The sequence below is a fragment of the Novosphingobium pentaromativorans US6-1 genome, from assembly GCF_000767465.1.
Lineage (GTDB): Bacteria > Pseudomonadota > Alphaproteobacteria > Sphingomonadales > Sphingomonadaceae > Novosphingobium > Novosphingobium pentaromativorans.
Map to the genome: position 1 here is coordinate 247,385 of NZ_CP009293.1, position 20,388 is coordinate 267,772.

The window sequence follows — 20,388 nt, forward strand, 5'->3', positions numbered from 1 at the left end:
CGGCGGTATGTCCATTCACAAGTCGAGCCCCAGGCTGCGCTCCGGCAGCGGCGGCAGTGGATCGCTGCGATCGGACTTCACGTCCGGCGGCGCCTTCGGATTTTTGGCAGCTGACGCCGAGGCCGAGTTGTCGGGCAATGGCGGCAGGTCGGTTACAAGCGGCGGGAGATCCGAGAGGTCGACGCCGTCGATCGGTCCTGGGTCGAATTTCTCGCGGGGCTGAGCGCCGGGTCCCTTTTTGCCGTCGATATCGAGACGGCCGAGCGTCTCGAGCGCGGAGGTCTTATTGCCCGGATTCATGTCGAGCTGACGCTCGAGCTTCTCCTTGTCGTCCACGATCATGGTCAGCTCGTCGCGCACGCGGGTGACGCCGACGTTGAAAAGGCGCTGGTTCGAGAGGTTGCGCTCGTACGCCGACATGACGGTGATCGCCTTGTCGGTGGTGATTCCCTGCGCCATGTGCATGTTGAGGCTGTAGGCAAGGTCGAGCCGGGACAGCATCGGGTCACCGAGGCCGAGCGTCAGAAGCGCCTTGTCTGCAGTCTCAACCTTCACGCCATTGGCATCGACGCCAATAACACGGGCGAGCTCGGCATTATGCAAGCCGCGCTCCTTGTCGTTGGCGGTCCAGCGGATGCGGTCGCCTTCACGCAGTTGCAGATCCTTTTTCTGGGAGAGCTGCAGCCGGTCGCGCTGTTCCGTCGGCGACAGCTTCTGGGGATCGAACCGAATCCTCCTGCGCCCGTCGGCTAGCTCCACCTTCCCATTCGCATGAACTTTCAGGACGTCGTAGCGCCCTGCCCTGATGCCGACGTCCTGCGCACCGCCACGACCGACCTCCAGTGTCTGGCCCTGCCGATAGGTCGAAGCATAGCGCAGCTCCTCGCGGGTCGTGTTGACTCGCTCGTAGACGGTGAGATGGATCGCCTCGCCCTTGACGCTGCCCTCGGCAATCAATCCGTCCTGGATGCGCTGGTTGATGATAGCCCGGGCATCGCGGCCCGAAGCAAAGACGGCAGTCGCCTCGCGCTCTTGCGGGTCAAGCCCAAGCCACATGTCGGCGGCGGCGGCGGCTGGCTCGGCCGCCTCGACCACTCGATCCCCCAGCACCTTCATCGCCGCACCGGCCTTGCCGATATTGGCGAGCGCGGCGACCGTGCGCAGCTGGTCGGTGCGCTGACGGATATTCTGGTCCATGCGGGCCGTGGTGCCGCCGCCCGCCTGGATCATGGCGAAGGCCTTGCCGGCATCGATCGAGGAAAGCTGCTGGCGATCACCGACCAGCACAAGCTTGTCAACGCCCAGGGCCGCGGTGATCAGGTGGAGCTTGAGCATGTCGTTGCTCGAGACCATCGACGTCTCGTCGACCAGCAACATGGTGCCGGCGAGCTTCTCGCGCGCTGCCTCGTAGCGAGGTGTGTCCCGTTCGCTGATGAAGCGCTCGTTCGCGAGCACGAACGACGCGATCGTTTGCGCCTTGATGCCGGCCCCTTCGGCGAGGTCGGCCACCATCTTGTTCTGGAAGGCGAGGCCGGTGATCGTCTGCCCCTCCGCTTCCGCGACCCGCGCCACCGCCTGGAGCATCGTCGACTTGCCTGCACCCGCGACGCCCTGGACAGAGAGCGAGCGGTCAGCGGAGGAGAGAATCATCGTCGCGGCGGCAAGCTGACCCGGATTGAGAGGCAGAGCCGCCGCATCCTGCAGGCGCTGCGGCGCATCGGCCGCCGCCACGATCGGCTCGGCTTTCCCCTTGCCCTTATCAACAGCCTCGAGAATCTTTTCCTCGGTGCGCAGCGCTTCCTGCGTGGTCACCATACGGCCGGTCCGGTCCGCGACGGTCGCGACGCCCGGAATGAGCTGGCGGTTCGCCACGAGCTGGTCGATCCGCTTCTCGATCATGTCGACGGTGACGCCCTTGAGACCGAGATCGAGGGCGGTCTTGCTCAGCAGGTTGACGGGCCAGGCAGCCTCACGTTCGGAAAGCATTCGCACCGCGGACGCGACCGCAAGCTGCGCGCGCGCTTCCCCCGGCGACTTGACCGCCCGGGCGAGCGCATTGTCCACCAGAGGGTCCTGGGGACGAAGCAGCGCTCCCAGCGTCTGGCGGGCGCCGTCGACGGCATCGACGATGGCGCGGTAGCCGCGCTCCAAAGCGCTTTCGGGAGCCGCCAGCCCGGCACGGGCCTCGGCTGCTGCGCGCAAGTCCTTGCCGTCGAAGCCGTGGGCGGCAGCCTGATCGATCCAGCCCTGCTTGAGGGCCGCGCGGTCCTCGACATCGAGCTTGGGATCGCGCGACCGCTTGGTGATTTCGCGCAGGCCCTCGGGCGACTTGATGCCCAACTGCGTCGCGCGCTCGAGTATCTCCTCGCGGCGTTGACTGAATTCGCCGATCACACCCTTTGGCACGCCCGAGATTTCGAACGTGCCATGCTTGCCCTTGAGGTCCACCTGATAGCCGATCCGCTCGAGCCCAGCGCGCAGGAAGGCATGGTAGACCGAGCCGATGATGCTGTTGTGGCTCCAGAGCTTGTCGGCATGGAGCGCCTGCCATTTGCCGTCGGGCATGCGCGTGAGATTGGCGATCACCGCGTGGATATGCGCCTGGGGATCGAGCGCCCGGCTGGTGTCATGCTGGAACAACGCATAGACGAGATTGCCGGTCTGGACCGGCACCTTGCGGCCTTCGATATCGCGCCGCCCCTCCGCGAGGTTTTTCTCCAGCCAGGCCATGGTCTGCTTGACGGCCGCCATGTTGGCCTCGAGCACACGCTTGTCGCCGGCGACATAGGCCATGATCGACGCCGACTTCGGCATCGAAAATGTGAGGTCGTAGCCCGCGCGCCGGTTCTCGACCTGGGCGACCGCTTCGCCGCTTGGAAGGATGCCGTTGAGGACGCCTTCGAACGCGTCCTTGGAGACCTCGCCGGCGAGTCCGATTGCCTCGGCGCCCTCCCCTCCCCAGGCGCTGATTTCGGACGATCCCTCAACCGTATAATAGTCGTCCTTCGCGAAATAGTTCGCGGCACCGGAAGCGGAGCGGACGCCGGCTACCGAGAGCATCAGATACCCATATCCATGCCGTCATCGTCGCGGCCGCTGGCGAAAGCCTGGCGCAACTCGACAAGGGTCTGGTCCTCGACTTGCGGGCTCGTCTCGCCATGCCGGTGACCGTCGCGGCGATCGTCCCGCTCGCGCGCGGAGACCGGTTGCTCCTCGCCGCCGGCGCGCGCTGCCTGCGCCTTGTCTGCGGCATGGGTACCAGGCGTCGCCTGTTCGTCCCGATCGTCGCCGCGCTGGCCTGCGCGCCGGGCAGCATCGTCGTCCTCCTCGACCTCGGCCGAGAGGATGCTCGCGGCGAGGTCGCGGGCGAGATTGGTGGTCTCGGCCACCTCCTCCACCACCTGCAGCGAGCCGTCGCGCCCGCCGGCCTCCCCTGCCTCTTCCCCCTCGAACGCTTCCTCTCCGCGCTTTGACCGCACCGGCCCGACATCGGGCCGTTGGACGAAGCCCTGGGCGACTTGAGGATAGTCCTTCCATTCGAGCAGAATCCGCGCTGCGGGAAAGCCATCGGGGAACTTCACGAAGCCGTGCATCGAGGGCAAATTGGTGATGTCGTCGGCGATGACGAGTGGCTCGACCTGCTTGCGCGGGGTCAGCGTCGAGGCATCGCGGGTGTTGTTGTAGCCATAGCTGTAGGCTTCATCCATCTGGCGGACCTCGCGGTTGCCGATATAGCGCGCGCACTGCTCGGCGGTGTCGAGATCGGCGGTCGCAAGGATGAGCTTGGAGCGCGCGAGTGAGGCCAGATTGCGAGCCCCCTGCTCGCCATAGACGTCGACCAGCTTCTCGAAGCTGTGGATGCCGAGGATCATCGCGCCACCGAATGCGCGCGCGGTCTGAAGACCGTTCTCGATCGCCGGCAGACGATGGAGCGCGCCAAGTTCGTCAAACATGAACCAGGTGCGCAAGCTGCGCGTGCGCGGCAGCGTCATCAGGCGGTTGATGGCAAGGTCCATCCAGAGCGTCAGCAGCGCCCGGTTCATCGGCAGATCGACATAGTTCGACGTCACGAACAGGATCGAGCCGGGCTTCTTATCGCGGGTAATCCAGTTACGGATGGAGAAGGGCTCGCCCTCGTCCGGCAGGAAGCGCAGGACTTGCGCATTCGTATTGAAGACGGCGCGAATCGATTCCGCCATACGGGCCGCTTCCGGGGCCGTCAGCGGGTCGGCGATGGTGTTGGCGAGGAAGCGGTGAACACGCTTCAGGTCCGCCGTCATCAGGTTCTCGGAGAGTGCGAGATTGCTGGTCTGGCCGCGCTCTATCAAGCGGATGCACATCTCGATGAACAGCGTGCGCGCGGCGAGCGCCCAGAAGGGTTCGGAGGAACCGCCGTCCGAGGGGATGAGCGCCGCAGCGGCGGCGGTAAACTCGCTGTGCGTGCGGCAGTCGTTGAAGATCGACCAGGCCGGGCAGCGCGCGTCCATTGGATTGAGAATCGTGTCGCGGGATGGATCGTAGAAGGCTTCGACATAGGCGCCGGTGAGATCGAAGATGACGGCCGTATCCTGGCGCTCGCGCATTTGACGAACGAGGCTCCTGAGCTCGGTCGTCTTGCCCGAGCCGGTGGTGCCGATGAGCATGGCATGCGACTGCTCGGTGCGGTGCGGGAAAGGGATTCCGGCGAGCGTGTAGGGATGATGGACGCCGGCTTCCTTGCGCGCACGGAACGGTAGCGCCAGAACCTGGCGCGGGGACATGCCCGGGAAGAGGTCGGCGGCATCCTCTTCGAACTTGATACGGTTGTGCTCGTTGATCTCCGCGAGCAGGACGGTGCGGTCGACCAGCATGGCACCGCGTTCGTGGCGTTCCTGAAGGATCGAACGACCCCGTCGATGCGAGATATCGACGAACCAGATGGCCGCCGGAATGGTGATGAAGACCGAGATCAGGAAGGCGCCGATGAGGCCGCGCATGGCAACCCCCCAAGCCGTGATGACCTCGGGGATATAGGGCACCGCTTTCATCACGGTGCGCATGATCTCGCCGTTGGGAAGCGTGACGTTGACGCGCTTGCCCGGATTGAGATCGATCCAGTTCCAGAGCGTCGCGTAGATCTTCATGCAGACAAGCTGGAAGCCATGCTCGTCGAGCTTGATCGACATGATGATGAACCAGGCGGCGAGGAAGGCGAAGAACCACAGAATGAAGGGGAGCCTCGCGCCTGAGAACCACATCAGCATCTCGTGGGTGAGAAGCTGGCTGCCGCGGGTAAAATTACCGGCATTGCGCTGCACGCGGCCACGCGCGGATTGATGGGTGAGCGGGACGGGACGCCCGTCCGTGCGGATGTCCTCACGCGCCATGATATTGCTCCAATCGCTTGTCGGTTTCCGCGATGATGCGATCGCGATATTCGGGGAATTGTTCGCGGATGATGATGTCGAGGGCGAGCTGCTGGAACTCGCTGATACGGGCGATCCGGCGATGGCTGGAGCTCAGCAGCTGGCCCGATCCCAGGAAGGCATCGACAGCCGCGCGCAGCAGGTCGGACGGCGTGCATCCGCGTTCCGCGGCGAGCGCGACGAGGCGATCATATTTGCCGCGGTCGAGGCGGACCGTGCAGTGCTTGTAGGGGATGGTCAAACCGAGCCTCCTAGCAGGGAGGCTGGTGGGGTCTCAGAAACCGGCTCGGTATATAGCGCAATCGCTTCGGTGGAGCAAGGAAATCGGCTTAGCGGCAAGCAGCGTGTGCTCTCGTAACACGCTGAAACGGCGGATTATCGTGGGTTTCGTGAGAGGCTAAGTCCTGTCCCACAGCGGCCCACAGACCAATATAGCCATAACCCATTGAAATTATTTCAGAACCCATGCACCAAAGGTGCGTTCGGTGTGCTTCTCTGCAACAGGGCTGAGATCAGACCCTCGGAGCGTCCAGGACGCTTTCGGAATGGTTGGGAAAGTGCCTCCGGCGGGGCACCTGGCCGGCCTATGGTCGGAATGACGGGCCGGATGGCGGCTGACGAACGGCGCGATCGCGGATGCGGATCGGTGCTTCCGGGAGTGGCCACGAGCGGTTATGGTGAGGCGTTCATAGCCCGATCAGCGTGAACCGAGAGGGCCATCATGGCACGCACGTTGGAACAGGAAAGAGCAGCGATTGAAGAGGAAGGCCGCAAACTTCAGGAGCGGCGGCAACGACTGGAAGAGAAGGAACGTGAGGCCGCAATCCAGGCGGTTGAAAAGACAGGTCTGCTCAAACTCGACGGCAAGCGATTGGGTGGGCTCGTTGCCCGTATCCGGACGCTTGGAATCGAGGAAGTGGAAAAGCGTCTGAAAGCGTGACCAGCCTCCGCCGCGGCCCCTTGTCGCGGCACGGGCATGAGGGGCTCGATGCCCCTCATGCCCGTAACATCGCCGCACAAAAAAAAGGGGAGAGGCGCCTGCGCGCCCCTCCCCGTCTGGCTCAGAATTCATCGATAAGCCCGCCCGGCACGCTGTGGACGATCCGGTCGATGATTGTCATCGGCAGCGCTCCATAATCGCCCTCGTCGATGGTGATGTATCCGGCCTCCTCGTCCGCCACGACATGCTGGTCGAAGTAGCTGTGAAGCGCGCGACGTTCGGCATTCGTGATGGCTGCGAAGAAGGCGGCATTTTCGGCGGCGGCGCTGGTCGAGATCATCTGCATGATAGGCTCCTGTCTGTCTTGAATGACAGGAGCTGCGCGTCGGGCGGCCGAGGCCGGGTCAAGGATCGCGAAGCGACCGCGAAGCGGCGGTGGGGGTCACGATTTTCTTCGGCGGCGACTGACGCCGAAGGAGAAGCGCCATGGTCGATCCGCCGAAGAAAATGGTGGGGCCCCGCCGTCCTTGAGGCGGTCTCGGGCGTCCGACACAATGGGAAGACTGTGAGAGATGTTTCCTCTCGTCGGGAGACCACGGCAAGGCGTAGCGGCGTGCGGACCGACGGGTCCGCGCGGCACGCGAGCGAGCCGGGACTTGATGCCAGCGGTAAAAGAAATGGGACCGAGCGCGAGGCCCGGTCCCGGATGGCGTCAGGGATGACGACCGCAGTGGCAATAGGTCTCGTCGATGCCGCTGATCGAGCAGAGGCCCGGACCGAAGCCGGCCGCCATGACCTCGGGATCGTCGATATAGCCAAGCTCGGTGGCGATCGCGATTGCCTGTGACCGGAGCGCCGGATCGAGCTTGTCGATGGTCGGCTCCAGCGCCTCCGTGAACCAGCGCTCATACATCTCGTAGCTGCCGCCGGTGGTCTGGCGCATCATGTCTTTCGAGATGCGATCCACCTCCTCGCGAAACTGCGCCAGAGCATCCGTTTGTGCGGGTTCTGACAGCGGCGCTTCCTGTGGAGAGTCCGGCTGTGATGGACGCTGTTCGGCTGCGACCTGGTATGTCCTGCCGCAGTTCGAACAGCGGGCGCATTCATCGACCTCGTCATATTGCTCGGGATCGTAGAGCGTCGCGCAGTACGGGCACATCGGAGCGTTGAACAGCGCCCGGAGATCGTCGGAAAGTTTGTCCATAAGAGCCTCCATCAGGATGATGCCGTGCTCCCCATCTTTCATCGATGAGGATGGGCTCATCGGGACGCGGTGTTGAGGCGGTCAGGGACGGCTTGGCCGCCGCGAAGCGGGCAGCGGGGGAACCGATTTTGTTGCCGGGTAGCGGAGCGAAGCGGCGGCAAAATTGGGGGGACCGCTGGTCCTTGACGGGCGAGAAACACCCAGCGTCATGCTTTGGCGATGAAGCTTCGTCTGATGCCGAGATGTGAGAGCGCGCGTGCTTTGTTCTCCTGCCCCACGAGGGTGTTCGGGGTCAACGGCAAAGCACCTTGGTCGAACGTCCGCGAGGTCAAAGTAGCAGGGATATCGGACTTCCCAGTCGAAGGCTTCTTGGTGGGAATCGTGGTCTGTGATAGGGGCCGGGCCGCGCTGCGAAAACGGTGGTGCCGGGGCTCGAAAACCCTGTCGAAGGCGGTACTCGGTGTGAGCTTCACGCCGGGGTGCCTGCGCATATGTCCAGGTACCCGGGTACTAAAAGCGTAGGCGCACTGTTTCGACTGTGTTTTCGAGCCCCGGCTCCCGCGCCCAGTGCGCGGGAGTTTCCGGGGTTTCATATGGTCCCCGTCCCGATGGCCCACGGCTTTTTGACGTATGTCGGAGGGGATATGATCGAGCGGATCGAAGACTTATCGAAGGCTGATCAGACCACGAGGCGAGCGCTCGCTATCGTCCTGATGCGGGAGGTGCTTCCGCTACTCGATATGTTGGGGGAGAATATCGCGGCCGGGCATCTCCAGCTGGCGATCGACACCGTCATGCGGGATGGCGAAAGCGTGCACACGGAAGGATCATGCTAGGCTGACGATGCCTGTCAGGCCCAGGCCAGCCGTGCACCTTCGCCGTCGTTGACGCTTGCGAGGAGACGCTCGATCCGGGGAAGATAGTGATCAACGCCTCGTGCCACCGCGCGGACCGAGGTTTCAGGGTCGGCAAGCCGGTTGCGGAGTTGGTCGAGAGGGATTTCACCGACGCTATCCACGCCGATATCGAGCGCTTCGAGAAGAGCATAGGCGTTTCCGTAAGCGAGATCGAGTTCGAGCCCGCAATCGGATGTAAGCGCGACTCTGATCGTTATTTCGCCCGCGCTCGAACTGTGATGGACGGCGATCCGGCGTCCCCGAAACTGGGCCTCTTCGACGACGCTGATCACAGCCGGATCATGATCGAACTGCGCTGTCACGGCCGCAAGCGCCAGTGGACAGATGCGTGCCTCGAAGCTGTCCCCGAGATATTCGTCGGGTTCGATCAGGGCGATGCCGATCCGTTCTCCCTCGGTGCGTAGATAGCGCCGGAAGGAGGCGAGCTGACGCGCGGTGATGACCGCGTGCGGATCGGTCGTGTCGTCGGCGGGAACAGTGATGCGGAAGAGGACGGACATGGCCTTTGACTCCTTGAGCAAACCGCATGGCTTCACCCCTCTTTTCTTTGGTCGGAGGGGTGCTGCTGAGCGTCTGTCCTGTCGGGCAGCGTCAAGGCGGTGCGCGGGGGTTCGATGCCCCCGCGCACCGCACCGCGCCAAGAAAGGGAAGAGAGGCCCCGGCGGATGCCGGAGCCTCTCGGAATGCACAGAGGTCAGCCCCTGCGCGCCATGCGCTGCGACGAGTGCGGTGCCGGGCGCTGCTGGTCGAGTTTCACGACATGGAGGGGAACGCCTGCCTGCCGCAGCTTCTGTGCGAGGTTCATCTGGATGCCGGAGCCGTCGCAGACCACCGCTTCGACCGGCTTCAGGGCAAGCAGACGGTCGTTGCGAACGAAGGCGGCCTTGGCCCCCAGCCGGCGGTCGAGGCGGAACATGATGACCTTGACGCCGCGCGCTGCCGCCCAAGCCTGGGCGATCGCATCGCACCCTTTGGTCTGGGCGGTGGTGGCGAGGATCATTTCGGGAATGCGGGCCTTGATCGTGTCGAGGCCCTTCCAGAGCATGTCGTGATCTTCCCAGACCTGCCCCCCCGAAAAGGCGACAACGGGGCCTTCGGGCGTGAACTGCTCGCGGCGCTCGCGTCCCCTTGCGGCCAGATAGTCGCGGGCGTCGATCATCGATGCGGTGACGCCGTGAGAGACCCGGCTTCCCCGGGTCGGCGAATAGGGCCGTCCGGTCTCGACGCGATAGACTTCGGCGGCATGGTCGCGCATGCATTCCATCGCATCGCGGCACCCTTGCAGCGTCTGGCAGAGCAGCTGCGCGTCTTCGACCTGCGTGGCGTAGATCTCGCTGGGATCGAAGCTGCGCGCGAGTTCGCCAAGCTCCTTGGCCGCGTCGTCCTCGCGGTCGCTGATCCGCTTCGCGACGACATGGAAGCTGTTGACGAAGCCCCAGGCGAGATCGCTGGCGAAGGGTTCGAGGCGGGTATCGCGGAACACGTCGAACAGCGTCGCCATCACCATCTCGACAGCAGCTCGGGCCTGCTCCGGATCGGGCATTTCGAGCTGTTCGCTCTCGTCGACCGGCGACAGCTTGGCGCGCTCGTCATACTCGATGAATGCGCTCTCGTAGAGCGGGCTGCGCTCGTCGGTTCCGGTTTCGCTGGCGATGAAGCTGGCGAAATCGGCGAAGTTCGAGAAAGACTTGGTCATGTTGGCCTCCATGGCTTTTGAATGTCTCATCCACGCGATGAGGCCTTGCTCAGGGCATGCGGTGGTCAGGGAGGTCGGGCACGTTAACCGGGAAGCCGGCCGCCTGCGGCCGGACCCCGGTTAACGCCGCCGCGCGGGGAGCGGGGGAACCGATTTTTTCGGGTGGGCGCGCCAGCGGCCGCGCGCAAAAATTGGGGGGGACCGCTCATGCTCGACGGACCGCCAACCCCGCATGCCACACTAGGCAGACACAAGAGAGGAATAGGGGTGTACAACCCTCAGCGGGGAGTAACCACGCAAGCGGGATCGTGACCCGGACGGGCGGAGACAGGCCAGGGGCCTGGCTCCGTGAGCTTGGCCGGGGTCCGCTTGCAAAGCGGGCGGCGGCTTAGCGAATAGAGCCCCGGTCCCGTCCGCGCCGAGCGGGCGGGATGCGCCGATCCAGCTGCCACCCCTCCTGGAACGAGCGACAAGCATGGCTCTCTCGGCCATTGCAGGCGCATCGCGCGCAGGACCGCGGCCTCATATCCGCCCGTATGTTACGAGAAAGGATAGCCCGCGGTACAAAGCGCGGCACATGGTGAGACACAACAGTGAAGCACCATGAAACCAACTCGGAGCGTCGTCATTGCGCTGCAATCGCGTGCGTGCGCAGCGGCGCGTGCCCCCGGCGGTCGGTTCAGTTCGGCCCGAAGAGATCCTCGACGGCGAGCGGGCGAAGATCGGGGGTTAGCAGGTCATGGGCGCATTTGATCGCGGGCGCGCTGGCAAAGGAGGCCAGCACCCAGCCGTCCGGATCGCATGGGTTCTCGACAAGGCCGTAGCCATGGTGGCCATGGAAGACGCTACTGCCCCGCACCCATATGCGGCGGGGCCGGGTCTCTTCATCGGGTCTGCACATAGGAACTCCCCTCCGTCGCGTGAACGAAGGGAAGGCCCCTCTTGCCTCTTTCTTCGGCCTGGGCCGCCGCGCGGCCCAGGCGTGGCCCTGCGACCGGAAGCACGGGCCAGCCAAGCGGGCGTGGTTTCAGGTCGGCCTGATCCAGTCCTCTGCCGCGCACCATCCGATGATGTCGCTGCCGCTGTCCGACACAGCATCGCCTGAGATATCGCGCCAGGGCGATCGCGGCCGATAGGTCGGCATATGCCGCGCGGTCAGCAGATCGAACGTCGCGCAGGTGTAGCCGCTCAGCCGGATGGCGAGCACCGGCTGGTTTTCTGGCGGAAGCGCGGTGAAGACCGAGACGAAGCCGCTGGGGACCGGGCGCAGCGTCGCATCGATCATGGTGCGCGCGAGCCGGGTCTCGAGTTCGCCGGGTTCGCTGCCCCAGGGATGGGCATCGATGTCGAACAGATCGGCGCCGCCCATGGTGGGAACGGTGGAGAATTCGCCGGACCAGCAGCGGCTCTCGGGATTGAGCGCGGCGACATCGGCCGCGAGGCCGGGATCGCCGGTCTCGGCGCGGAGCCAGTCGGTCATGCCGGCGGTGAGCTTGCCCGAGAGCTTGCGGGCGCGGACCGGCGCGGCGTCGAGCTCGGGAAACTCGACCAGCCACCAGGCGAGACGATGGTGCATGATGATGCCGTAGCTATGGGCGACGACACATGGTGCGGAAGCGGCTTGGATCATGATGGTGCTCCGTTCGAGGGGCGTGTGACGGGTCAGTGGACCGACCCGTCGTGCGCGAGGATGGTTTCGGGAGTGATCAGCTGGTGCTCGGCGGCGACCAGCGACCAGGCAGCCGCGAGCTCGTCATAATATTCGCAGTCGACGATCGCGTCGGCGCTGGCTTCGCCGAACTGCGCTTGCTCGAAGGCGCGCGTGTGGGCCGCGTCGGCGGCCTCGGTGATGGCCTGGGCCAGGCGGGCGGCGATCTCGTAGCGGCCCAGGCTGTCGGCGGCCCGGCGAATTCGGGCGACCATGCTGGGGTTGGTGACTTCGATCCCGTGGTCGACCCCGGCGATCTCATCGAAGGTGGCGAGATGGAACATTGTGCTGCCTTTCGCAAAAATGAGAAGGGCGGCCCGAAGGCCGCCCGGAGGGATCAGAGGAACTCGATTTCCTCGGCGACGATGTCGGTGTTGTAATAGGTGCGCCCGTCGCGCTCGTTGCGGCTGTAGCGGATCTCGCCGACGACCATGAGCTTGTCGCCCTTCTTCTTGTGGTTGGCGACGGACTTGCCGAGACCGTTGAAGGCCTTGACCGTGTGGAACTCGTCGTAGGTCTCGGTATAGCCATTGTCGTCCTTCTGGACCTGGCCGTCCTTGATCACCGGCTTGGACGTGACGAGGCTGAAGCTGACGCCGCCCTTGCTGTCGGTGCCGAAGCGGCTGATGTCCGACGTGATGCGGCCCGAGAGAAAAACCTTGTTCATGCGCGTAACCTTTCGCGTTGCGCCAGCGGGCCGATCCCGCTGGGATGAACAATCGCGAAGGCCCGTGATCGAGGGGGCGCCGCACCCGCGCCGCGGCGCGGGGAAACCCCCATTTTTCGAGTGGTGCGGGCAGAGGCCGCAAGGCCTCAACACGGTCGGAAAATGGCGGGTTGCGGCGGTCCCGCACGGGCGTAGCGTTCATTCCACCAAGCGGGTGGCCGGATGGCCTGTGAATGTTCGGCGCGGTGATGAGGTGGCTCGCGCCGGCATCTGGAGAGCTTGCCATCGACGCAGCCTTGGCGCGGCGTTGCCCCGCAGTGCGGGCTGGGCCGAGATCATCGGGACAGTGCGCGAAAGGAGAATGGCTCCCGTCAGTCCTTCGTGATCCGCCGTCAGGCGCCGGCCGGTCGCGGCTCGCCAACCGCCCAGGTGGGCGGCAAAGGATTGGCCGCGAAATCACCGCTGCCGCCGCGTGCGTGGGCGTACTGCACCCGCCTGGCATCGCCTGAGGTGCGGGCCGTTCACCGACCCGTCGGCCGGTGGCGGCGCTTCTTGCGAAAACGAGATCGTCACTCTGCGCCGAGCCGAGGCAGAGCATCGACCAGGGCGCCGGCGTTAACCCTGATGCTTCAGGCCGTGACAACCATGACGGCGGCATAACGGGGGGAGAACCATCGGAGAAGAGCTTGCGGGCGTCGCCGGGCGAGAGAGAACGAAATGATCGAGAACCAGAAATTCCGGCCGGCCCGTGTGATTGGACCGCTGGGCGAGCCGCTCACGATGGAGACGCTGCCCGCGCCGGACACCCGGCGCTGGGTCGTGCGGCGCAAGGCCGAGGTCGTCGCGGCGGTCAACGGCGGCCTTTTGACGATCGACGAAGTCTGCGAGCGCTACGGCCTGACGCTGGAGGAGTTCGCAGGCTGGCAGCGCGCGGTCGATCGCTCGGGTATGCAGGGGCTTCGCGTCACCCGTATCCAGCATTATCGCGATCTCTACGAGCGCCAGCAGCGCTATTGAGCGCGCGGGCTTCCGAGATCCTCAAGGCTTGGACGATCATGACGAACCGTTTCAGCCGCCTTGGCTATCATGCTGCTCGGCGGTGTCGCTGGGTTTGCGGTTGCGCGCGTGTCGGATCCCACGGCCGTGTGCGGCGACGGACAGGTTACGCTCCGGTGGACCGCGCCAGCACCGGTCGACGTGCTTCAGGCCAGCGCTGGTGATGTCAGGGTCGCGGCGGCGACGCCGGTATCGATGCGTGACGCGGACGGAACGGCCTCGGTGCGCCGTGGGGCCGAACAATCGCCCCTATTTCCTCCTGCGGGACACGACGGATAGCTCGGTCACGCGAGTCGCGGAACGGCTCGTACCGCTCAAGCTGGGACCGAACTTCCGCGATATCGGCGGGTACGCTGGAACGGGCGGCCGGCATGTTCGCTGGGGCCTGATCTATCGCGCCGGCGCGACGCCGATGCTGTCGGCACAGGATCAGACGCCTGTGAACGGTTTCCACCTGAAGCTCCTGTTCGCGGCCTTGCCGCGCAAGTAGGGCACGTGGCCGATAGCCGGCATCTCCTCGGTGTCGCGGTCCCCCTGGCGATAACCGGGGTGACATGTGGGGCCATGGCAGCTTCGCCGCCCGCGGCCTCGGTTTCGAGCGCTTCGGCGGCAAGGGGCAAGGCCTTTGCCGAAGAGCATCGTTCGGGATGTCGTGCCGTGGTTCCCGAACGGTTTCTCCCAATCCGGACGCGCCGCGCTCCGGGAATGTCGTCGCCAACGTAGGCTTGACGGCCGAAACGCTGACCTAATGGCTGCGGCATTCGCACAACTTCCCCGAGATCATGAATTTCGAGATCGCGGACGATCAGGTCGATGACCTGTCGGCCTATATGCTGATACTCCGTCACCCCCGGCCGGGACGCCGATAGGCTGGGCGAGAACGAAAAACAGGGCCCGCTTCGCCGGGGAGAGCGAAGCGGGCCCTGCGAGGGGCGTGCCCGGCCGGGGAGGCGTGGGACCGAGCACGGCGGGGGTTCAGCTGACGGTTTCGGGCTCCTCCGCCTGCTCGGTCGCGCGCTGGCGGCGCTGCCGGCGGCCGCTTTCCTGCTGGGGCTCACCGCCACCGAACGCGTGTTCGGCGGAGGACTGGCCGAGGCCGGCTTCGGCGCCCTGGCCGCGCTCGGCGGCCTCGTCGGCACCGGGCAGCGGCGGCAGGCCATCGTCGGCCTTGGGCGCCATCTCGGCAGCGAGATCGCGGCGGCGGGTCGGGCGCGACCACACGATGTTGTAGCTGCCGTCCTCCTGACGGAACGCCGAGATGTAGAGCGGCGCGGCCAGGCTCGGGTCCTCGATCTTGCCGTTGAGGAACGCCTCGCCCGTGCCGTTCGAGAACAGCTCGAACAGCGCGCCCACCTGCACCCAAGAGCGCGAGGCCGACAGCGCCAGCACCTCGTACTTCGGCGCCTTTGGATTGGCCGAGTGCACCTCGCGCAGCGCGATCGTCATGGCAATCGTCAGCGTCGCGATCTTGCCGACGAAAATGCCGGCGTCATTCTGCTTGATCGAACCGATGTTCATGGGAAAGTCTCCTGGAAGCTGGTCTCGAACACCGTGTCCGAGCCAAATTCCTCCTCCCCACTCCTCTCCTCGGCCGTTCGGCCGAGCAGGCGCGCAAGCGCCCCATCCGAGGCCCGCGTCCGCGGCCTCGGGATTGCCCATGGCGATATGATGGGCTGTCGTTTTTGGAGCTCGGGTCAGGCCAAAGGCGCGGCCCGGCCATGAGTCAATGGACCCCGTCCAGCCAGTTCTCGACCTTGAGCGCGCGTACCCGCGAGAACTCACCCACATTGGCGGTCACTAGGACCGCTTCGAGGGCATAGGCGTGGGCAGCGATGAAGAGATCGTTGGGGGTGATGGGCTTGCCCGCGGCTTCGAGTTCGGCGCGGATGCCGCCATATTCCGTGTCGGCGGGGACTTGGAGCGCAAGTATCTGCACGCTGTCGAGAATGGCTTCGATCTGAGCGAGCAACCGCGGCGATCCCTTTTTCGCGCAACCGTAACGCAGTTCCGCGGCGGTAATGATGCTGACGCAGATCGTGTCCGGCCCGACATCCGCGATCCGCTTCGCGACGGCGCCCTGGGGATTGCGCGCAAGGTCGGACACGATGTTGGTGTCGAGCATGTAGAGGTTGGTCACAGGACGATGGCCTTGGCTGGCAGCAGCGAATCATCGATATCGGGGAACTGATCCTCCGCCCCAAGGGGTTCCAGTCCGGCCAGCACTTCCAGCAAGTTCTTGCGGCGGATTGGCTCGATAATGAGCCGGTCGCCCTCGCGGTGGATCAAAACGCGGTCGCCGGGAAACTCGAAGTCGGCTGGTATTCGCACCGCCTGGCTTTTGTTGTTGCGGAAAAGCTTGGCCTCTCGAGCAGGGGTGAGGTCGGATTGTGCCATGAGGGCCTCCTTGCATATACATTAGCATATACATGCTCCATGGGGTACATTCAACCGATCCGGCGTAAGGCCGCTGCTTGCGCGGCTACACATCGAGATAGCAGTCATGGGCGAGCAGGAAGGCCTCGGCGAGGGATTCGCCTTCGGCGAGCAGGCGCGGCTCGCGCGAGCCGGCCCAGATCGGACGGGGCAGATCGTCGCCCATGGCGAAGCGCCAGCGGGTGAGGCCATTCGCTGCTTCCAGGACGAAGCCGGCCTCATTCGCATCGAAGCGCTCTATGGTCGCTTTCTCGTTACCGAAGTCGGGCATGTCGAGGATCTGATCATGGCCGGCATAGCGATGCTCCCACGGTGTGAAATCCGCAAGCTGATCGGGATGCACGCCAAGAATGCGCTGGTCGATGACGGCCTTGAGCGACCGGAAATCCTGGGCCGGCTCGATCTGCTCGCGAGTGAGCCAGATCCACCCGTCCGAGCCCGTGAGCGGCAGGACGATCCATGAGCCGCGGTTACATTGCCACCCGGAGAGCCCGACTCCCCCCTGCCCGTAGCTGCCGAGGTGGCTCGAATAGCCCGTGAGCATGCGGCCTTCCGGCCATTTCGGCGGCATGGGACCGATGACGCCGCTGCTCCTGATAGTGCTGAACGAGCCGCGATCCCACAGGCTGTCAGGATTGAGCACACGCCGTTTGGGTCTGCCGGTGCGAGGAAGGTCGAGCACGCGGCGCGCCTTCTCGAGCGGATCGTCGTTCTGGCGGGCACTGATAGCAACCTGCAAGGCGAGCGATCCCGTTGCCGGGCTCGGGCTGTTCTCACAGTTGAGCTCGAGAACGGCTTCGTGCCGGACGGGAGACTGGCCGCTCTCCGGCACGACGGTGCGCTTGGCGGTCCAGTCGATGCGCCGGCGGTCGTACCAGCTTTGGGAGAGAATCCAGCTGCGCGCGCGACGCGCATCCTCGGCCTCGGCTTTGGCGAGAATCCGGTCGGGGACGGGCGCCGTGAAGACGACGTGATAGGTCGGCATGGAGATACTCCGGCTTGAGGGGCCTGAGCGGCGCACTCGACGGCGTCCGCCCAGTTCGTTCACGCAAGCGGTGCCGGCATGGCCAGCCATTCGGGCTGGTCGTTCGCGATCGGCAGGTCGTAGTTCGCGGCCTCGGCCTCGGAGAACACGGTCGCGGTCTCGAGCGAGCCGAAGCCTGTCTTGCTGTTCCAGAACAGGAGGCCCTCTTCGGCATCGCGCGTGGCGATGATCATACCGTTCTCGGGCTCGCCGACGCGGCGCGTCAGGGCCTTTTCGAGGCCTCGGGCCGAGCTGGCGAATTCGATGTCGTCCTCGCGGATCACGACGAAGCCGCCGCCGAATTCGCCGGGCCGCATGCGACCGCAGTCGAGCGCATATTCGAACGCGAAGGGTAAGGTGGATCGCGCCGCCGCCTGGATAAGCGCCGCGGCGGCCTCGATGTCGACCTGATCGCCGTGGATCCAGACGCCGACTGTTTCATCGTCGCCGGCAGGGTCGACCTGCACGGTGAAGCCGAGCCGCGGACAGTCGGGGTCGGGGAAGATTTCGAGGAAGCCCGAGAACGGCTCCTCGTCGGTCGGCGGAAAGGCCGCCTCGAAACCCGGCCCCAGCGCGGCGAACCGTGCGGCGCGCTGATCCGGGTCGAGCGAAGTATCGTCGAGCGCCTCGATGGCGTCGTCGATCTGGCGGAGGACGTCGGCCTCGGCGGGCGTGACGGCGAGCGTGAAGCTCGCCTTGGTGAAGTGATTGGCCATGGAGGAAGCCTCGTGGGGAGGGCGCGCGGGAGCGCGCCGCGTGGGCGGCCTCGGTTCATCCCGGGCCAGCCGCTAAGCTCCCCCTTCCCTTTCATCGCGATCGCCGCGAGGACGCAGTGGCGGCTGGCCGAAGGCCAGAAACCGGCCGGCGCTGTCGTCAATCGGTCTCAAAGTCGCGCCAGCGATGGACCAGTTCGATCATCTCGGCCTTGCGATCAAAGGCATCGGGATAGATTGCCCCCTCGTGCTGGCCGAGGAAGCCGACGATGGTGGTGATATGGGTAGCGATCGTGGGATCGACGCCGAACAGATCGGCGATCGGGAAATGGCCGCAATCCTCACCGTTCCACCAGGCAAGGAGGAAGTTCGCAACGCGGCGCGCCTGGCCCGTGTCGGATCGGGCGATCTCGATCAGGCGGTCGAGGGCATTGCGCGCGGCGGTTTTGCTGAAGGGGCCCCTGTCCATGCGATCAGGCTATATCAGGGATGGCGGCGCGTGAACCGTGAACAGGCACGACAAGATCGGGGTCGAGCCCGGGCGAACCCGCCGGGTTCCCGCGCAGGATCCAGGGCATGGGCTGGATGAGCCGTGCCCAGTCGGCGAACGACGGTATCCGACCGAGATCCTCCTGGACATGGAGTTCGCCAATTAGGCGGACCGGGACATCGCGGCCATCGCTGTTGCGGATCGTGACGCCGAAGATAGCCTCCAAGAGGAAGATACCCTCAGCATGGTGGCGCAAAGCGCGATGGCGCGGATCGGCGATGATCTTCTTGGATTCGTCGAACCATTGGTGGAGCGGGAGATAGTCCTCCGGATCGCCGCCCCATCGCCGAACCGAGCTCAGCGCATGATAATAGCAGTGTGACATGGCTAGATCTCGGCCTCGGTGGTGTCATAGTCAATAAAGCGGCAGTTATGCGTCAGCGTGACGGCGCCGCTGGCGACCTCGATGGCGATCGTCCCGCATGCGCCCTCGCCGTCTTCCCAGCCGGCGTGCCGCGCGCAGACGGCATTCTCGGCAAAAGCGGCGAGCGCGTCTTCGAGGGCGATGGTGCGGGTCGAGGCCTGCCCGTTATATTCGAGGCTGTGATGGTCGCAGAGGATGGACGGGAGCGCGGCGTCTCCGTCCTTATCATAGGCGTGGACCTCGCCGACCGTGCCTTCGTCGCCGCCGCCGTCATAATGGATTTCAACGCGGGCGATGCCATGCGCGTTCAGCAGCGGGAGAAAGGCCTCCTTGCAGCGCGCCTCGACGCTTTGGACGGCCAGGCGCGCCGCCTGCAGGTTGGTGTCGATCGGATCGGGCGTGGCAGAAGCGGCCGCCAGAGTATCGGCGTTCATGGTCAAATCTCCTCGAGAATTTTCTGGGCGGCCTCGGCGCTGGCCGGATAGGCGGCGGCGAGGTTGCGATGGAGGATCTCGAAGTCCGGGATGGCAAAGCGCCCATCGCCATTCGGCCGCGTGGCGATGAGCGCGCCTGTCACGATGTCATCGATCCGGTCTCGGTCGATCGTCGGGGCGTTGCCGTCCTCATAGCGCACGGGCGGAGCGAAGCCGGCCTCGGTCCAGCTTGCGAGGCCATCCTGCGCGGCCTCGGTGTAGGCGGCGACGGCTGGGTTCCGCCGATAGGCGCCGGCATCGACCTTGAGACCGAGCGAACAATAAACGCCGAAGTCGTGGCGGTTGGTGACCGTTACGAGCGCGCAGCCCTCGGGCGGCGGCCCGAAACGGGCGATGATCGCGGCACGGTAGGCGGCAACCTCGAGCCGGTTCAGCCGCTCGAAGTGGGGTGTGTGGCCGAGTTGGGCGCAATCCTCGTTGGCGGGGGCGCCGCCGAGGTCGATGATGTCGGACATTCTGGTCTCCCGTCGCGAATGGACAGGGATCCTCAACCCCTCTTCGCTTTACGGCCGCAGGCCGGTGAGGGATTGAAGCTGATAGCAAAGGGCCCCAGCGTTAGACAGGGCAACAGTCCCGAATAATCTGGGCAGACGTTTCGCTTTTGGCAACCATCACGCTTGTCCTGACATTGCTGTTCACCGTCGTGCCGAGTAGAATGCCGGCCCGTCTTTCGCCATTTTCAGTGCCGCGGCCGCTTGTCCAAATCTCTTGGCTCCGTGATCGGGGTGGTCGCCGACTGGCGGGTGATGCTCGATCCGGACATCGTCTTCCTTCTGCTCCTTCCGCCACTGTTGTTTCTCGAAGGGTGGCGGATCTCGCCCGACGACATGTTCGAGGATGGCGCGACCATCCTCGAGCTGGGGCTGGAGTTCGTCGAGGCGCGCGGTGATGCAATGGCCGTCACGCGCGTTCGCCGGACCACGATCGGGGATCTCATCCAATTGACCGCGAACGGGATCATCGTCGTGATGCCGGGTGAGCAGTTACCCACCATCCAGGCCGGCGCCGCGGACTCGATTCGCGTGACGGGCCATCACGAGCCCGGGTAGCTCGCCATGACGGACGACGGCCTTTCCGGCGCGCGACCTCGCCATCCTGCTCGCGATGGGCGTCATCGTCCTGTCGCTGGGCGCGGCGGCGATCGACTTGCCCCTGATGATGCGCGGCCTCGAGATGCCGGCCGAGCCGTCACGCGACGCCGAGATCGAGGCGGCCCA

25 protein-coding genes are annotated in these 20,388 nt (G+C 65.1%); 5 read left to right on the forward strand and 20 right to left on the reverse strand.

From position 1 onward, the window contains the following. Positions 1–15: 15 nt before the first annotated feature. Genes mobF through JI59_RS23080 form a run of 3 tightly spaced genes read right to left on the reverse strand, consistent with a single transcriptional unit; the run spans position 16 to position 5,646 of the window. The gene (gene mobF, locus JI59_RS23070) at positions 16–3,060 is read right to left on the reverse strand and encodes a MobF family relaxase (RefSeq protein WP_007015565.1); all 3,045 of its coding nucleotides are present in this window, start codon (positions 3,058–3,060) and stop codon (positions 16–18) included. Beyond that, the gene (locus JI59_RS23075; RefSeq protein ID WP_007015564.1) at positions 3,060–5,366 is read right to left on the reverse strand and encodes a type IV secretion system DNA-binding domain-containing protein; all 2,307 of its coding nucleotides are present in this window, start codon (positions 5,364–5,366) and stop codon (positions 3,060–3,062) included. Before JI59_RS23075 ends, mobF begins: the two co-directional genes overlap by 1 nt. Continuing rightward, positions 5,356–5,646, reverse strand: a complete 291-nt coding sequence (locus tag JI59_RS23080) for a hypothetical protein (protein ID WP_007015563.1) — start codon at positions 5,644–5,646, stop codon at positions 5,356–5,358. The genes JI59_RS23075 and JI59_RS23080 overlap by 11 nt, the downstream gene beginning before the upstream one ends. Before the next feature lie 480 nt (positions 5,647–6,126). Between JI59_RS23080 and JI59_RS23085 the strand changes: the two genes are divergently transcribed. Beyond that, positions 6,127–6,345: a hypothetical protein gene (locus JI59_RS23085; protein WP_007015562.1), complete on the forward strand. Its 219-nt coding sequence runs from the start codon at positions 6,127–6,129 to the stop codon at positions 6,343–6,345. A gap of 121 nt (positions 6,346–6,466) precedes the next feature. On the opposite strand, the gene JI59_RS23090 is transcribed toward JI59_RS23085, so the two are convergent. Both JI59_RS23090 and JI59_RS23095 read right to left on the reverse strand, forming a co-directional pair. Continuing rightward, a complete protein-coding gene (locus JI59_RS23090) occupies positions 6,467–6,691 on the reverse strand; it encodes a hypothetical protein (protein ID WP_007015561.1) in 225 nt (74 codons plus the stop codon). A 366-nt stretch (positions 6,692–7,057) separates the two neighbouring features. Next, positions 7,058–7,549 carry a hypothetical protein gene (locus tag JI59_RS23095; protein ID WP_238532647.1) on the reverse strand — a complete coding sequence of 164 codons (492 nt, stop codon included), beginning with the start codon at positions 7,547–7,549 and terminating at the stop codon, positions 7,058–7,060. Positions 7,550–8,193: 644 nt separating this feature from the next. Here JI59_RS23095 and JI59_RS23100 point away from each other — a divergent pair. Continuing rightward, the gene (locus tag JI59_RS23100; RefSeq protein WP_007015559.1) at positions 8,194–8,385 is read left to right on the forward strand and encodes a hypothetical protein; all 192 of its coding nucleotides are present in this window, start codon (positions 8,194–8,196) and stop codon (positions 8,383–8,385) included. A 14-nt stretch (positions 8,386–8,399) separates the two neighbouring features. Here JI59_RS23100 and JI59_RS23105 read toward each other — a convergent pair whose 3' ends face one another. From JI59_RS23105 to JI59_RS23130, 6 genes are all read right to left on the reverse strand, one after another. Further along, complete coding sequence (locus JI59_RS23105; protein WP_007015558.1) at positions 8,400–8,966, reverse strand: hypothetical protein; 567 nt, start codon at positions 8,964–8,966, stop codon at positions 8,400–8,402. 194 nt (positions 8,967–9,160) lie between these two features. Continuing rightward, positions 9,161–10,162 carry a DUF2493 domain-containing protein gene (locus tag JI59_RS23110; protein WP_039858629.1) on the reverse strand — a complete coding sequence of 334 codons (1,002 nt, stop codon included), beginning with the start codon at positions 10,160–10,162 and terminating at the stop codon, positions 9,161–9,163. A 679-nt stretch (positions 10,163–10,841) separates the two neighbouring features. Next, positions 10,842–11,063 (reverse strand): hypothetical protein, encoded by a 222-nt coding sequence (locus tag JI59_RS23115; protein ID WP_039858624.1) that lies wholly within the window; start codon positions 11,061–11,063, stop codon positions 10,842–10,844. 126 nt (positions 11,064–11,189) lie between these two features. Then, positions 11,190–11,792: a hypothetical protein gene (locus JI59_RS23120; RefSeq protein WP_007015555.1), complete on the reverse strand. Its 603-nt coding sequence runs from the start codon at positions 11,790–11,792 to the stop codon at positions 11,190–11,192. A gap of 32 nt (positions 11,793–11,824) precedes the next feature. Then, positions 11,825–12,154: a hypothetical protein gene (locus tag JI59_RS23125; protein WP_007015554.1), complete on the reverse strand. Its 330-nt coding sequence runs from the start codon at positions 12,152–12,154 to the stop codon at positions 11,825–11,827. Positions 12,155–12,207: 53 nt separating this feature from the next. Continuing rightward, a complete protein-coding gene (locus JI59_RS23130; RefSeq protein WP_007015553.1) occupies positions 12,208–12,537 on the reverse strand; it encodes a single-stranded DNA-binding protein in 330 nt (109 codons plus the stop codon). 717 nt (positions 12,538–13,254) lie between these two features. Here JI59_RS23130 and sciP point away from each other — a divergent pair. Together sciP and JI59_RS25850 are read left to right on the forward strand one after the other, a co-directional pair. Continuing rightward, positions 13,255–13,554, forward strand: a complete 300-nt coding sequence (sciP, locus tag JI59_RS23135; protein ID WP_007015551.1) for a CtrA inhibitor SciP — start codon at positions 13,255–13,257, stop codon at positions 13,552–13,554. A gap of 268 nt (positions 13,555–13,822) precedes the next feature. Next, complete coding sequence (locus JI59_RS25850; RefSeq protein WP_007015550.1) at positions 13,823–14,083, forward strand: tyrosine-protein phosphatase; 261 nt, start codon at positions 13,823–13,825, stop codon at positions 14,081–14,083. A 485-nt stretch (positions 14,084–14,568) separates the two neighbouring features. Here the strand turns inward: JI59_RS25850 and JI59_RS23150 are convergent, their stop codons facing one another. The 9 genes from JI59_RS23150 to JI59_RS23190 form a co-directional block, all read right to left on the reverse strand. Continuing rightward, a complete protein-coding gene (locus JI59_RS23150) occupies positions 14,569–15,111 on the reverse strand; it encodes a DUF736 domain-containing protein (RefSeq protein WP_041565059.1) in 543 nt (180 codons plus the stop codon). Between the two features lie 205 nt (positions 15,112–15,316). Next, positions 15,317–15,730 carry a type II toxin-antitoxin system VapC family toxin gene (locus tag JI59_RS23155; protein ID WP_007015549.1) on the reverse strand — a complete coding sequence of 138 codons (414 nt, stop codon included), beginning with the start codon at positions 15,728–15,730 and terminating at the stop codon, positions 15,317–15,319. Continuing rightward, the gene (locus JI59_RS23160) at positions 15,727–15,987 is read right to left on the reverse strand and encodes an AbrB/MazE/SpoVT family DNA-binding domain-containing protein (RefSeq protein WP_007015548.1); all 261 of its coding nucleotides are present in this window, start codon (positions 15,985–15,987) and stop codon (positions 15,727–15,729) included. Before JI59_RS23160 ends, JI59_RS23155 begins: the two co-directional genes overlap by 4 nt. A gap of 85 nt (positions 15,988–16,072) precedes the next feature. Further along, on the reverse strand, positions 16,073–17,011 hold the full coding sequence (locus tag JI59_RS23165; protein WP_007015547.1) for a hypothetical protein: 939 nt from the start codon (positions 17,009–17,011) through the stop codon (positions 16,073–16,075). Between the two features lie 59 nt (positions 17,012–17,070). Beyond that, positions 17,071–17,766, reverse strand: a complete 696-nt coding sequence (locus JI59_RS23170; protein WP_007015546.1) for a hypothetical protein — start codon at positions 17,764–17,766, stop codon at positions 17,071–17,073. A 157-nt stretch (positions 17,767–17,923) separates the two neighbouring features. Beyond that, on the reverse strand, positions 17,924–18,232 hold the full coding sequence (locus JI59_RS23175; RefSeq protein WP_007015545.1) for a DUF7673 family protein: 309 nt from the start codon (positions 18,230–18,232) through the stop codon (positions 17,924–17,926). A 4-nt stretch (positions 18,233–18,236) separates the two neighbouring features. Beyond that, the gene (locus JI59_RS23180) at positions 18,237–18,638 is read right to left on the reverse strand and encodes a DUF6915 family protein (RefSeq protein ID WP_007015544.1); all 402 of its coding nucleotides are present in this window, start codon (positions 18,636–18,638) and stop codon (positions 18,237–18,239) included. Between the two features lie 2 nt (positions 18,639–18,640). Next, the gene (locus tag JI59_RS23185) at positions 18,641–19,111 is read right to left on the reverse strand and encodes a DUF6878 family protein (RefSeq protein WP_007015543.1); all 471 of its coding nucleotides are present in this window, start codon (positions 19,109–19,111) and stop codon (positions 18,641–18,643) included. Positions 19,112–19,113: 2 nt separating this feature from the next. Next, positions 19,114–19,626: a hypothetical protein gene (locus tag JI59_RS23190; protein WP_007015542.1), complete on the reverse strand. Its 513-nt coding sequence runs from the start codon at positions 19,624–19,626 to the stop codon at positions 19,114–19,116. A gap of 240 nt (positions 19,627–19,866) precedes the next feature. Here JI59_RS23190 and JI59_RS28245 point away from each other — a divergent pair, with 240 nt between their 5' ends. Beyond that, the gene (locus tag JI59_RS28245) at positions 19,867–20,220 is read left to right on the forward strand and encodes a hypothetical protein (RefSeq protein ID WP_039858622.1); all 354 of its coding nucleotides are present in this window, start codon (positions 19,867–19,869) and stop codon (positions 20,218–20,220) included. Positions 20,221–20,388: the final 168 nt, after the last annotated feature.